Origin of the sequence: Stutzerimonas stutzeri (assembly GCF_024448715.1) — a bacterium.
GTDB lineage: Bacteria > Pseudomonadota > Gammaproteobacteria > Pseudomonadales > Pseudomonadaceae > Stutzerimonas > Stutzerimonas stutzeri_AR.
This window is the reverse complement of record NZ_JAMOHZ010000005.1, coordinates 1-13,023: the sequence shown is the minus strand read 5'-3', so window position 1 is coordinate 13,023 and position 13,023 is coordinate 1. Positions and strand designations below refer to the sequence as shown.

The 13,023-nt window shown below is 50.9% G+C and carries 13 protein-coding genes; all 13 read left to right on the top strand.

From position 1 onward, the window contains the following. Nucleotides 1-32: 32 nt before the first annotated feature. The 13 genes from NAV33_RS11980 (at nucleotide 33) to NAV33_RS11920 (ending at nucleotide 13,019) form a co-directional block, all read left to right on the top strand. Complete coding sequence (locus tag NAV33_RS11980) at nucleotides 33-1,322, top strand: lipopolysaccharide biosynthesis protein (protein WP_255980286.1); 1,290 nt, start codon at nucleotides 33-35, stop codon at nucleotides 1,320-1,322. Beyond that, nucleotides 1,322-2,320 carry a UDP-N-acetylglucosamine 4,6-dehydratase (inverting) gene (pseB, locus tag NAV33_RS11975; protein WP_255980284.1) on the top strand — a complete coding sequence of 333 codons (999 nt, stop codon included), beginning with the start codon at nucleotides 1,322-1,324 and terminating at the stop codon, nucleotides 2,318-2,320. The genes NAV33_RS11980 and pseB overlap by 1 nt, the downstream gene beginning before the upstream one ends. 3 nt (nucleotides 2,321-2,323) lie before the next feature. Then, nucleotides 2,324-3,484, top strand: coding sequence for a UDP-4-amino-4,6-dideoxy-N-acetyl-beta-L-altrosamine transaminase (gene pseC / locus NAV33_RS11970; RefSeq protein WP_255980282.1), 1,161 nt, complete (start codon nucleotides 2,324-2,326; stop codon nucleotides 3,482-3,484). Then, nucleotides 3,481-4,179, top strand: a complete 699-nt coding sequence (gene pseF, locus NAV33_RS11965) for a pseudaminic acid cytidylyltransferase (protein ID WP_255980280.1) — start codon at nucleotides 3,481-3,483, stop codon at nucleotides 4,177-4,179. Before pseC ends, pseF begins: the two co-directional genes overlap by 4 nt. Then, complete coding sequence (gene pseG, locus NAV33_RS11960) at nucleotides 4,160-5,269, top strand: UDP-2,4-diacetamido-2,4,6-trideoxy-beta-L-altropyranose hydrolase (protein ID WP_255980278.1); 1,110 nt, start codon at nucleotides 4,160-4,162, stop codon at nucleotides 5,267-5,269. The genes pseF and pseG overlap by 20 nt, the downstream gene beginning before the upstream one ends. After that, nucleotides 5,262-5,921, top strand: a complete 660-nt coding sequence (locus tag NAV33_RS11955) for a formyltransferase family protein (RefSeq protein WP_255980276.1) — start codon at nucleotides 5,262-5,264, stop codon at nucleotides 5,919-5,921. Before pseG ends, NAV33_RS11955 begins: the two co-directional genes overlap by 8 nt. Before the next feature lie 4 nt (nucleotides 5,922-5,925). Beyond that, on the top strand, nucleotides 5,926-6,627 hold the full coding sequence (locus NAV33_RS11950; protein WP_255980274.1) for a hypothetical protein: 702 nt from the start codon (nucleotides 5,926-5,928) through the stop codon (nucleotides 6,625-6,627). Continuing rightward, entirely contained in the window at nucleotides 6,617-7,663 is a 1,047-nt protein-coding gene (gene pseI, locus NAV33_RS11945) for a pseudaminic acid synthase (RefSeq protein ID WP_255980272.1), read from the top strand. Before NAV33_RS11950 ends, pseI begins: the two co-directional genes overlap by 11 nt. Next, nucleotides 7,656-8,324: a PIG-L deacetylase family protein gene (locus NAV33_RS11940; protein WP_255980270.1), complete on the top strand. Its 669-nt coding sequence runs from the start codon at nucleotides 7,656-7,658 to the stop codon at nucleotides 8,322-8,324. Before pseI ends, NAV33_RS11940 begins: the two co-directional genes overlap by 8 nt. A 41-nt stretch (nucleotides 8,325-8,365) precedes the next feature. Further along, nucleotides 8,366-9,712 (top strand): hypothetical protein, encoded by a 1,347-nt coding sequence (locus NAV33_RS11935; RefSeq protein WP_255980268.1) that lies wholly within the window; start codon nucleotides 8,366-8,368, stop codon nucleotides 9,710-9,712. A 260-nt stretch (nucleotides 9,713-9,972) separates the two neighbouring features. Then, nucleotides 9,973-10,959 (top strand): hypothetical protein, encoded by a 987-nt coding sequence (locus tag NAV33_RS11930; protein WP_255980266.1) that lies wholly within the window; start codon nucleotides 9,973-9,975, stop codon nucleotides 10,957-10,959. After that, entirely contained in the window at nucleotides 10,943-12,037 is a 1,095-nt protein-coding gene (locus NAV33_RS11925; protein ID WP_255980264.1) for a glycosyltransferase family 4 protein, read from the top strand. Before NAV33_RS11930 ends, NAV33_RS11925 begins: the two co-directional genes overlap by 17 nt. Nucleotide 12,038: 1 nt before the next feature. Continuing rightward, nucleotides 12,039-13,019 carry a GDP-mannose 4,6-dehydratase gene (locus NAV33_RS11920; protein WP_255980262.1) on the top strand — a complete coding sequence of 327 codons (981 nt, stop codon included), beginning with the start codon at nucleotides 12,039-12,041 and terminating at the stop codon, nucleotides 13,017-13,019. Nucleotides 13,020-13,023 lie beyond the last annotated feature (4 nt).

The following is a 13,023-nucleotide window of genomic DNA, read 5'->3' as shown; positions in this document are numbered from 1 at the left end:
TACTTCGTTGTGGATTCAAGGTGCGCACGCTGATGTTGTTAGTTAGCTCTCAGCGCCTGATCAATGTGGCGCTGCGTGGTATGTCCCTGGCTAGCAAGTTTCTGTTGATCTTTTTCCTTGCACGTTTTCTTGAGCCGGCGGAGCTGGGGCTCTATGGCCTGCTCACTGCAACCATTGGCTATGCGCTTTACCTACTGGGCTTCGACTTCTACGCCTTTACCACCCGCGAATTACTCCAGCGTGAGCGTAGCGAGTGGGGTGGGCTATTGAAGAGTCAGGGTGCGCTTGCCGCGATGCTATATGCAGTCTTCTTGCCGCTGTTGTGCTTGGTCTTTCTTAAGGGACTACTGCCCTGGAAGCTGGCTGGCTGGTTTTACACACTGCTGGTGCTTGAACACCTGACGCAAGAACTAGGGCGGCTACTGATTGCTATTTCCGAACAACTCCTGGCTAGCCTTGTGCTATTCCTGCGAACCGGGATCTGGGCCGTCGCGGTAACTGGGCTGATGTATTTCGAGGCAGATGCCCGCACTCTGAATTACGTTCTTGCGGCTTGGACGCTTGGCGGTGTTTTGGCCCTGCTACTCGGCGCTCGGAGAGTTGGTCGGCTGAAAGTTGGTGGCTGGCACAAGGCAGTCGATTGGCAATGGATAATCAAAGGCATGAAGATCGCTTTTCCCCTGCTCATTGCCACCTTGGCAATTCGCGGCGTTTTCACTTTCGACCGTTACTGGTTTGAAGCGCTGGCCGGCGTAGAAGTACTGGGCGCTTATGTATTGTTCATAGGCGTAAGCAGCGCGCTGATGTCTTTCCTGGATGCCGGCGTGTTCGCCTTTAGCTATCCGGGGCTTATCACCGCGCATAGCCGACAGGATGCCGCGGCGTTCCGCCACGGCCTGCGCAAATTACTTGTGCAAACGTTGCTGCTATCGACCATTTTTGCTGTGATAGCGCTGTTGCTAATCGGCCCCTTGCTCCAATGGCTCGACCGGCCCCTCTATATCGATCAGCAAGGCCTGTTCCCCTGGCTTCTCCTGGCTACCGTGCTTTACGCCGTCGGCATGGTTCCACATTACGCTTTGTATGCTCAGGGTCATGATCGCCCGATCATTCAGAGCCACATTGCCAGCTTCTTAGTCTTCATCGCCGCTACCTGGCTGTTATCCCTATATTCACCATTGCTGGCAGTGCCGCTTGGCTTATCCGCAGCCTTCGCTCTGATACTGCTTTGGAAATCCTGGTTCTTTTTCCAGCTTACGCCTTCGTACTATCGATCCACTCGTGTCAATCAGGCCCAAGGTCTGAAACAAGGAATACATTGATGCTCAATAACAAAACCATCCTCGTTACCGGCGGTACCGGGTCTTTTGGAAACACCTTCGTGCCGATGACTCTGGCTAAGTACAACCCGAAGAAGATCATCATTTTTTCCCGCGATGAGATGAAGCAGTGGGACATGGCTAAGAAATTTGAGGGTGACAAGCGCGTGCGCTTCTTCATCGGCGATGTGCGAGACAAGGACCGTCTGTACCGTGCCCTGGATGGCGTCGACTATGTGGTGCATGCCGCCGCCACCAAAATCGTGCCGACCGCCGAATACAACCCGTTCGAATGCGTCAAGACCAATGTTGACGGTGCGATGAATCTTATCGACGCCTGCATCGATAAGGGCGTCCAAGGAGTGGTTGCCCTATCCACCGACAAGGCCAGCAGCCCTATCAATCTCTACGGCGCCACCAAGTTGGCCTCCGACAAGTTGTTTGTCGCCAGCAATTCATACTCCGGTGAGCATGGCACCCGGTTCTCGGTGGTGCGCTATGGCAACGTCATGGGCTCACGCGGTTCGGTCATTCCATTCTTCATGTCAATCAAGGATAAGGGTATGCTGCCAATCACCGACGAGCGAATGACCCGCTTCATGATTTCTTTGGAGGAGGGCGTAGAGTTGGTCTGGCACGCCTTTGAAGACATGGAAGGCGGTGAGATATACGTCAAAAAGATCCCCTCGATGAAGGTAACCGACCTGGCTCGGGTCGTCGCCCCGGAAGCCCGTCAGGAGGTGATTGGTATTCGGCCCGGCGAGAAGCTGCATGAACAGATGATTAGCGCGGAAGACGCCTACTATACCTACGAATATCCCGAGCACTTTAAGATCCTGCCAACCATCAACAACTGGGCGACTTGCGAGAAACGCATCAAGGACGGCAGTAAGGTTCCTGAGGGATTCGTCTACGCAAGCGACAACAACAGTGAGTGGATGAGCGACGCCGAGCTGCAGGCGTGGATCGCCGCTAACCGCGAAAAGATCGGAAGTATCTAAGCGATGATCCCGTACGGCCGTCAGGACATCACCCAAGCCGATATCGATGCGATCGTAGGGGTGCTGCATTCGGATTTCCTCACTCAAGGACCGATGGTGCCCCGCTTCGAGCAATCCGTGGCGCAGCATGTCGGCGCTGCCCATGCGCTGGCAGTAAACAGCGCGACTTCAGCGTTGCACATCGCGTGCCTGGCGCTGGGCCTCGGCCAAGGGGATTGGCTATGGACAACACCAATCACATTCGTCGCGTCGGCCAACTGCGGCCTGTACTGTGGAGCCCAGATCGATTTCGTCGACATCGACCCGCGTACCTACAACCTGTGTCCGCAGGCGTTGGAACGTAAGCTAGTGCAGGCCGAGCGCGAGGGCAAGCTGCCCAAGGTCGTGGTGCCGGTCCATCTTTGTGGTCAGCCATGCGATATGCGGGCCATCTATGCGTTGGCTCAACGCTACGGTTTCAAAATCATCGAGGACGCCTCGCACGCCATTGGTGGCAAATATCAGGACGAGTTCATCGGCGGTTGCCGTTACAGCGAAATCACGGTGTTCAGCTTCCATCCGGTGAAAATCATCACCACTGCTGAAGGCGGCATGGCGGTGACCAATGATCCGGAGCTGGCCAGCAAGATGGCCTTGCTGCGTAGCCATGGCATCACGCGAGACCCTGCGCAGATGACCTGCGAGGCCGATGGCCCTTGGTACTACCAGCAGATTGACCTCGGCTTCAACTATCGCATGACAGAGTTACAGGCTGCGTTGGGTGTCACTCAGATGGAGCGCCTGGATCGTTATGTGGCTCGCCGCCATCAGTTGGCGCAGCGCTACGATGATTTGCTGGCCTGCCTGCCGGTCACTACGCCTTGGCAGCATCCAGACAGCTACTCCGGGCTGCACCTTTATGTCATTCGCCTGGAGCGTAGCAAGCTAGCCAAAACCCACCGGGAGGTCTTCGAATCGCTGCGTGAGCGCAGTATCGGCGTTAACCTCCATTATATCCCGGTGCATACACAGCCTTACTACCAGCGCATGGGCTTCCAGGTCGGAGATTTCCCCAGGGCGGAGCAGTACTACGCTGACGCTATCAGCCTTCCGATGTTCCAAGCTATGAACGAGCAGCAGCAGGATTCGGTAGTCGAGGCATTGCATGAGGCGCTACAGACATGAGGCTGGCGATTATCCCCGCGCGCGGCGGTAGCAAGCGCATTCCGCGCAAAAACATCAAGCTGTTCTGCGGCAAGCCAATGATTGCCTGGTCTATCGAGGCGGCGATGCAAAGCGGCTGCTTCGATCGGGTGATAGTCTCCACAGACGATGCGGAAATTGCCGGGGCTGCCCTTCAATACGGTGCAGACGTTCCTTTCATGCGGCCAGCGGAACTATCGGATGACTACACAGGTACTGTACCGGTCATCCGCCATGCTATTGAATGGTGCATCGCCCGTGGCGAATGTCCCGACCAGGTGTGCTGCATTTATGCCACCGCACCGTTCGTAACAAGAGATGACATCTGCAGAGGACTGGGCTCGCTTATCGAGAACAACTGCGATTACGCCTTCTCGGTCGCCAGCTATGCATTCCCCATCCAGCGCGCGATCCGGATTACCGCAGGAGGCCGCGTAGAAATGTACCAGCCGGAGCAATTCAATACCCGTTCACAAGATCTTGAAGAGGCGTATCACGATGCCGGCCAATTCTACTGGGGCCGCGCTGATGCCTGGCTAGCTGGCAAGATGCTGTTTGGCCCCCATGCCGTTCCGGTGTTTCTGCCACGACACCGTGTGCAGGATATCGATACCACTGAGGATTGGGAACGCGCCGAGTGGCTTTTCAAAGCTATGCGTGCTCAGGTTGAGTACTAGCGCGGTGAAAATCGCCTTTCGCGCAGATGCTTCGTTACAAATGGGTACCGGCCACGTCATGCGCTGCCTCACTCTGGCGGACGAGCTTGCGAATCGGGGAGCTGAGTGCCACTTCATATGTCGTGAGCACCATGGGCATCTGGCTGAGCTCATCGCCGCCAGAGGTCACATGCTGAACCTTCTACCGCGCGGTTCGGACGACGTTGTCGATAGTATGGCGACCGCCCACGGGAGCTGGCTGGGCGTTGCCCAGATTGAGGATGTGAAGTGCTGCCAGCCCATTCTGCATAGTCTTCAACCAAATTGGCTCGTGGTTGATCATTACGCGCTAGATCATGAATGGCATAGACGGCTCAAAGGCAGCTTCGGCAGGCTGATGGTGATTGATGATCTGGCTGATCGTGCGCACCAATGTGACCTTCTGCTCGATCAGAACTTAGGAAGGTCCTCAGCCGATTATCAGAACTTAGTACCTAGCCATTGTAATGTCATAACAGGGCCAGACTACGCGCTGCTACGCCCGGAATTTGCGGCGACGCGGGAAATCAGCCTAAAGCGCCGCCCCTCAGCCCGGCTACGCAGAATTTTGATCACTATGGGAGGAGTGGATATACCCAACGCGACCTGCGAAGTACTGCAGGCGCTGCAAACCGCGCTATTGCCTAAAGACTGCGAAATTACGGTCGTAATGGGGCCGACCTCACCTTGGCTGAGTCAAGTTCGGGCAGTTGCCTCCACGATGCACAAGCGAGCCCAAGTTTTTGTAGGTGTGTCTGATATGGCCGGACTGATGGCTGATTGCGACTTGGCGATCGGTGCTGCGGGTAGTACCTCATGGGAACGTTGCTGCCTGGGCCTTCCTACCATTGTTTTAATATTGGCTGAGAATCAACGTTTTATCTCATCCCAGCTTGACCGTGCTGGTGCAGCGGATGCGGTGAATCTATCGGCAGGTAACTTTAAGTGCCAGATGCGGAAACTAATTGCTCGCTACTGCGTGCCTGGAGAGATTGCGCAGAAGTCAGCGACAGCCGCGGCTGTTTGTGACGGTTTGGGTGTTCAACGCGTAGGTAACCACTTATATGGTTGATAAATGTATTACGGTCCTCGTGGATAATGATTCATGGATTGTCCCTTATGCACAACGTTTGGTTCACGTGCTAACAGAACAAGGGCATGACACGGAATTGATTCGCTGTGCCGAAGCAGTCGGTTCTGGTTGGATCGTTTTTATGCTTGGCTGTACCCGTATCGTCGGTGAACATGTGTTACGCCGTAATAGACATAACCTGGTCGTGCACGAAAGCGACTTGCCTCAAGGACGGGGCTTTGCTCCGATGACGTGGCAAATCTTAGAAGGCAAGCGGAGCATTCCGATCTGTCTGTTAGAAGCCGCTACCGAGGCAGACGCAGGCGACATCTGGCTTCGTGATAGCGTTGAGCTTGACGGCAGCGAGCTGTGTAACGAGTGGCGAGCGCTACAAGGCGAGAAAACCTTGGAGATGTGCCTGCGTTTCGTTCGCGAGTACGAAGCTCTATCCCCGGTCAGACAAGAGGGCGCGCCAAGTTACTATCCGCGGCGGCGGCCTGCCGACAGCCGTCTTGACCCAGACAAGAGCCTGCGTGAGCAATTTGCCCAATTGAGGGTGGCGGACAACGAGCGCTACCCAGCGTATTTTGAAATCGACGAGCAGCGCTACGCCGTGCACATTCACAAAGCCGGCCCTACCGGCAATGAGTAGTGAAATGAACAGCCCCGAATATATTTTTGCCAGTTGCAAGCAATGGCACCGTCCTTGTTTTGAGCAGCTTGAGCACGATATACCCGCGCGGTGGATTTGGGTGTCTCATCCCGATGAACTGCTAGCTGCGGTAAGGCAAGCAAACCCCCGCTACATATTTTTTTTGCATTGGAATTGGCTGGTGCCGCAAACCATATGGCAGCGATACGAATGCGTTTGCTTCCACATGACCGACGTGCCGTACGGCCGCGGCGGCAGTCCGTTGCAGAACTTGATTGCCGCAGGCCACAGCGTTACCAAACTCACTGCGCTACGCATGGTTGAAGTCATGGACGCTGGCCCTATCTACGCCAAGCACGACATGCCGCTGAGCGGCTCGGCCCAAGAGATTTATCTCCGAGCCGGCGCGCTCAGCGCCGATATCATCCGTTGGATGGTTGCGGTGGAGCCAGAGCCGATGCCGCAGGACGGCGAGGTCGTGCTGTTTCGCCGCCGTGTGCCAGAGCAGAGCCGATTACCCCAGAATGCGGATCTGGATCAGCTCTATGACCTGATCCGTATGCTGGATGCTGATGGCTATCCCCATGCTTTTATCGAATATGGCGATTTTCGGCTGCAGTTTCGCGCGGCGAACCGCGAAGACGGACGAATCACAGCTCAGGTGACAATCCAGAGAACGAATCGAGGCAGAAACAATGATTGCTGAAATTAATGGTCGCAGAATTGGGAAGGGCTACGCGCCTTACATAATCGCGGAACTCTCGGCCAACCATAATGGATCTATCGAACGTGCGTTTAAGACTATCAAGGCCGCTCATGAAAGTGGCGCTGATGCGATCAAGATCCAAACCTACACCGCCGACACCATGACCATCGACTGTGACCGCGAGGATTTTCAGATTCACGGTGGACTATGGGACGGCTACAAGCTGTATGACTTGTATAAGTGGGCCGAAACACCATTCGAGTGGCACAAGGCTATTTTCGACTATGCAGAGCGCCTTGGGATCACGCTTTTCTCTACCCCCTTCGATGAATCGGCGGTGGATCTGCTCGAATCGTTGAAGGCGCCAGCCTACAAAATAGCTTCCTTCGAGGCAACCGACTTGCCTCTCATCCGTTACGTGGCTAGTAAAGGCAAACCTATGATCATGTCTACCGGCATGTGTACCGAAGCGGAAATTTCGGAAGCGGTTGCCACTGCTCGGCAAGCGGGATGCAAGAATCTGATTCTCCTCCATTGCATCAGCAGCTATCCCGCCCCAATGGACCAGGCGAACCTGCTACAGATGCCCCGTTTGGCTGAGCGCTTTGAAACGATTCCAGGGCTTTCCGACCATACCTTGGGCACGACAGCTTCCGTTGCCGCAGTTGCCCTCGGTGCTTGCGTGATAGAAAAACACTTCACGCTCAGCCGTAACGACAAGGGGCCGGATAGCGAATTCTCTATTGAAGCGAATGAACTCAAACGGTTATGCCAAGATGCATTCGATGCATGGTCCGCTTTGGGAGAACCAGGGTTCGAACGGCAGAAGGCGGAAGAGGGTAACAAGCATTTCCGTCGCTCTGTGTACTTTGTTCAAGACATTAGAGCGGGTGAAATCATCACTTCCTCGCATATCCGCCGTATCAGGCCTGGCTTCGGGCTGCCGCCCAAGCACTACGATCAGCTAATCGGCAGTCGTGTTAGCAAGGATATCGCTCGCGGAACCGCGACCAGCTGGGACTTGATCGATGAATAAAACTGTTCTGGTTGTTGCAGCCCATTCCGACGATGAAGCGCTTGGTTGTGGTGGAACTATCGCCCGGCATGTAGCTGAAGGGGATGTGGTTCACGCCGTATTCCTAGCCGACGGTGTTACCTCGCGGATAGGGGCCAGCCCAGAAGAACATGCTGCGCGGGAGGCCGCTGCAAGTGCTTCTCACAAGGTTCTCGGTATATCGACTGTGTTTTTTTTAGGCTTCCCCGATAACCGCATGGATAGTGTGCCGCTACTTGATGTGGTGAAAGCATTAGAAGTAATAGTTGAGAAAACTTGTCCAGAGATTATCTATACGCATAATCATAACGATCTCAACGTAGATCACCGAATTGCACATGAAGCTACATTGACAGCATGCCGACCGGTCCCCGGCTCATCTGTGAAGGAAATTTACGCCTTCGAGGTTTTATCAAGCACGGAATGGATGCCAAGCCATACAACGTTTCAGCCGGACTGCTATATGGATATCAGTGATTATTTTAGTGAGAAAATGAAATCTATAGATTGTTATCATATGGAGATGAGAGCGGCGCCGCATTCTCGAAGCCGAGAAAATGTAAGGGCGCTCGCTGGCTTTCGCGGCATGTGTGTCGGCGTCCTTTTTGCTGAGGCGTTTAAAGTTGTAAGGATAGTGCGATAATGTACTTGGGTTAGCTTAACCTAGAAACCTAGCGGTGTGGGATGAAAAATATAGCTTTTGTGGCAAACCAAGTTAAGACCAGTTTTTTTGAGCTGATTGCGGAAACGCTAATTGCACAAGGTTATTCCGTTTATTGGGTTACGGTTAGCCCAGCAATAAGTGATCACTTGTCGCAGAGGTTTGGAGAAAATCGGGTTTTATTTCTAGATCGAACAGTCTCTTTGTTAGAGGCTGATGAAATCAATATGCCAGATCTTAAGCTAAATGAGATAATCCAAAGCGATAGGTCGCTTCGCGTACAGCAGGGATGGGCTAAGCAGTATTTGCGGGGGGTCCAAGCCCTGCTCTACAAGTTCATCAGCAACCATAATATTAGGTTTGTTTTTGGTGAGGTGACTTGGGCTCATGAATTAATAGCCCTAAGGCTTACATTGCAAGTGCCTAGACTGAAATGCACTTATTTGAACCCTCATACTGTCCGGATCCCTGATAACTATTTCGGTTTCTTTAATAATGAAACCCAGTCAGTGCTATTTGAAGTGCTCGGCAGTGAGGCTAGACATTTTGTCGTGGAAGCAAAAAAACCTGAGTATTTGGTATTAAATAATGAAGTACTAAAAAAATCATTTACGTTATCGGCTAGGCTGAAAAAAGTCGGCAGCTTTATATTTGGTTTGAATGATGAAAAGGAGAATGGAACTAAATTTCAATCAAAACTATTGAAGTTGAAAAATAATTTGATAATTGAGATAAATCGAGTGTCATATTTATTTCAGAGAAGGTTTCGTTATGGAGACTTGCCTGAAGAAGTGAAAGCGAATTACGTAATTTATCCTTTGCATAAACAGCCAGAGGCTTCGATAGATGTTATTGGTAGATATTACGATGATCAGTATCTGAATGTACTAAATATTTGGAGAGGACTACCTGATGGATGGAGCCTATTGGTAAAAGAGCATAGTAATGCAGTCGGCGATAGGGGATATAGCTTTTATAGGAAAATCTCACGCCTTGAAGGAGTGTACTTGGTTCATGAGCAGGAGGATTCTTACGCTATAATAAATGGTTGCCGGGCCGTCTTTACTGTCTCTGGCACTGCCGCATATGAGGCCGCTTTGCTTGGTCGGCCTTCATTTACTTTTGCTCCATGTTTTTTTAACCGTCTAAATCTTTGTCGACAAATTACGCTTGCTGATATGCAAAGATATAACGTCAGTGAACTCATCGAGGCAATGGATTGTGAGGGTGAAGGAGATTTCAGTGCTTGGCTTTCTAACAAAATTTTTCCTGGTATTATTAGTGATCCGGCCTCAAATTTAAAGTGTATGGAGAGTGGAAACATCCAAATCGTTTCCGACGCATTTCTCAGCATTTTAAGAATGCGCTAGTGATGAGTGGTGCACGGGTAAACGACGAACTGTTCTTGGGATGCTGTGTTCTCGCGCTCTGTGTTATCCCCTCGCTGGTATACGTTTTTATAGGGACTAGTTCTCTTGCGGCCGGGCTGGTAGTAGCAGTGCCATTGGTTAGTGCGGTATGCCTAATACGCTTAAGAGTGGTTTTTGTATCTGATGTTGTCCTTGCTTTGCTGTTTGGGTTCGCTCTAGTTTGCCTTTCGGTTTTTAGTTTTTTTGATAGAGAAGACGGAATGGCACTTAGTGGCCTCGTTTTGTCTATGATTTCTTTAACTCTCCCTGTGACTGTTCGTTTTGTTGCTGACGTGCGATATGAGGTGCTAGAGGCGGCACTTCGGAAAGTAATTCACTGTATGGGGCTTCTTGCTTACTGCAACATAATTGCTGTATCTATTCTTGGGATGGACTCAAGAAAAATACTTTTCCCGCTTCCGTTTTCTGAGCCTAGCATTTTTGCTTTAACTTACGGACAGTTTGTGGTTGCTGCTTCGCTAGTCTGCTCCCGCTATTTTTTTGCTTATATGCTATTTAATTTGTTGGTATTTAGTCTTTTCTTTCCGAGCCTGACTTGTGTTTTGTTTACTGTGTTGGCCCTGTTTTGTCGGGTGTTGATTTTACCTCCCGCTCGATTGCTAGCGGCTTTGGTTTTTTTATCCATATTCGTTAGTGCGCTCGTTATCTACTTGATGGGGGTTTCCGATTATTTTTCTAGCCGCTTAGATTTTTCAGAGGCAAGAAATATTACGACTTTAGTATGGCTGCAGGGCTGGGAGTTGGCTTACAACAATTTTATTGGCAGCTCGGGAGTCGGGGTTGGCATTCAAATGCTCGGTTCGCATGCTGAGTTGGGCGAATTTTCTAACCGAATCCTCGTGCTAGCTGGAAAATACATGAATATATCTAGTGGCGGGTTTCTCGCGGCTAAGATGATCGGCGAGCTAGGTGTGCTGGGTTTAATTTTTTCTATCGGTTATGTTATCTGGGTAGTTAGGTTTGTATTTATGTGTGGCGCGATTAGCTCCGAGCTTAGCTCCGAGCTTAGTTTGAGTATTTTTTCAAAAAAGGCAGTGCTTTTGGGTGGGTTGGTGTTGGGTTATTTTGTCGAATTTTTCTTTCGAGGTTATGGCTATTTTTCTCCATCGCTATACATTTTTATTGTGTCTCTTTTAAGTTTTAGAAGGTTTAAGCCTTTTGGAGGCTCCGTTGCGTATCGCATTTGACTACCAAATATTTAGTTTACAAGCGTACGGGGGGATATCAAGATACTATGTTCGACTTGCTGATGCTCTGGCTATAGCTGGAAATGACGTTGGGATATTTGCCCCTCTACATTGCAACGAATACATGTCACAGTTGCCTGCAGGTGTGGTTAATGGAAGGAAGGTTGATGGTGGTCTTTCGAAGCTTTTGAGATTCTCCCATCCGATCAACCGCTTGGCCGCCTCGCTATCTTTACGGAAATATAAGCCCGACCTATTGCATGAAACGTATTTTTCCTCAGACGGTATGGGGGGGCATAACCTGCCTGTCGTGCTGACAGTTTATGATATGGTTCATGAGCTATTCCCTTCCGAATTTTCTCGCTTTGGTGCTGCAAGACACAAAAGAAGGGCCATTCAACGGGCGGATCATATAATTTGTATATCCGAAAACACCCGCCAGGATTTAATTTATTTTTTTGACGTGGATCCCCAAAAGGTTTCTGTGGTTTATTTGGGGGTGGATCCGGCTAAGGCCTATGGTTCTGGGCAGGTATCGACCGGCCAAAAACCTTATATTCTTTTTGTAGGGCAGAGAGCTGGATATAAAAATTTTCATTGTTTGGTTAGAGCGTTTTCAATGTCCGAACGGTTGAAGGCGGATTACAATTTAGTTTGCTTTGGTGGCGGAGTGTTTACTTCTGCCGAACAAGGGACTCTTTACGATCTCGGTATTTCGGCGGGTGTGGTTCATGTTGGTGGGAGTGATTCGGATTTGGCATCGGTTTACGCAAATGCTAGTGCGTTTGTATATCCGTCCAAATATGAGGGGTTCGGTTTGCCCCCGTTAGAGGCTATGGCTTACGGATGTCCTGTGGTTGTAAGTCACTCCAGTTCCATGCCGGAGGTTGTTGGGGATGCAGGCGAGTACTTTACGCCTGATTGCCCAGAACACCTATTGGCTAGCCTCGAAGGGGTTCTATTTGACGATGAGCGAAGGTCGTCGCTGATCGCTTGTGGTAAAGAGCGATTGAAGCGTTTCACGTGGCAGGGCTGCGCAGCTGATACGCTTTCAGTTTACGAGAAGGTCCGAGGTTAAGATGAGCAAGGTTGCTTTAGTCTGCGGAGCCGCGGGCCAAGATGGAACATATTTGGTAGATTTGTTGCTCCGTAAAAATTATACGGTTTGGGCTACCTCGCGGGATGCTCAAGCTGCGTCGTTCTCTAATTGGAATAAAATTGGAATTGATTCATCAATCGTAAATAAGATTTCTATGGATCCAGAGGACTTTAGAAGCGTATTTATGGCGCTAAGATCGAGTTGCCCGGATGAAATATATTACTTAGCTGGACAGTCCTCGGTAGGTTTGTCTTTTGAATTACCTGCAGAGACTGTTAAGGGGGTCACGATAGGAGTCCTCAATGTTCTTGAGGCCTGTCGTATGTTTGATCGGCCGGTGCGGTTGTATGCTGCTGGTTCAAGTGAAACTTTCGGTAGTACTTGTGGGGCGCCTGCTGTTGAGACTACGGCCTTGCGTCCTTCAAGCCCTTATGCGGTAGCAAAAGCCTCAGCTTATTGGTTGGTTAAAAGCTATCGAGAGACTTACGGTGTTTTCGCCTGTACCGGAATTTTATTTAACCATGAATCGCCACTCAGACCGGCTAGGTTTGTAACCCAGAAGATTGTTGCTGCCGCTTGTGGGATAGTTTCTGGGGCTGAGGACTTACTGCACTTAGGGCGAGTCGACATTCGCCGTGATTGGGGGTGGGCGCCTGAATATGTTGAGGCTATGTGGTTGATGCTTCAGCAAGATAGTCCAGAAGATTTTGTTGTTGCAACCGGGACGTCGGCGACTTTGGAGCAATTTGTCGCCGAGGCCTTTAGGTATCTCGGTCTAGACTGGAAGGAGCATGTTCGTATAGATGAGAGTATTTTCAGACCTACCGATTTAGTTGTAAGCAATGCTAATCCGTCAAAAGCAGAACGGCAGCTGGGTTGGAAGGCTAGATATACTATGCCTGACGTTGTGAAGGGGATGGTCGAAGCTAACATGCAAGTGAGGAATAGAAGTGGCTCGTAAAAGT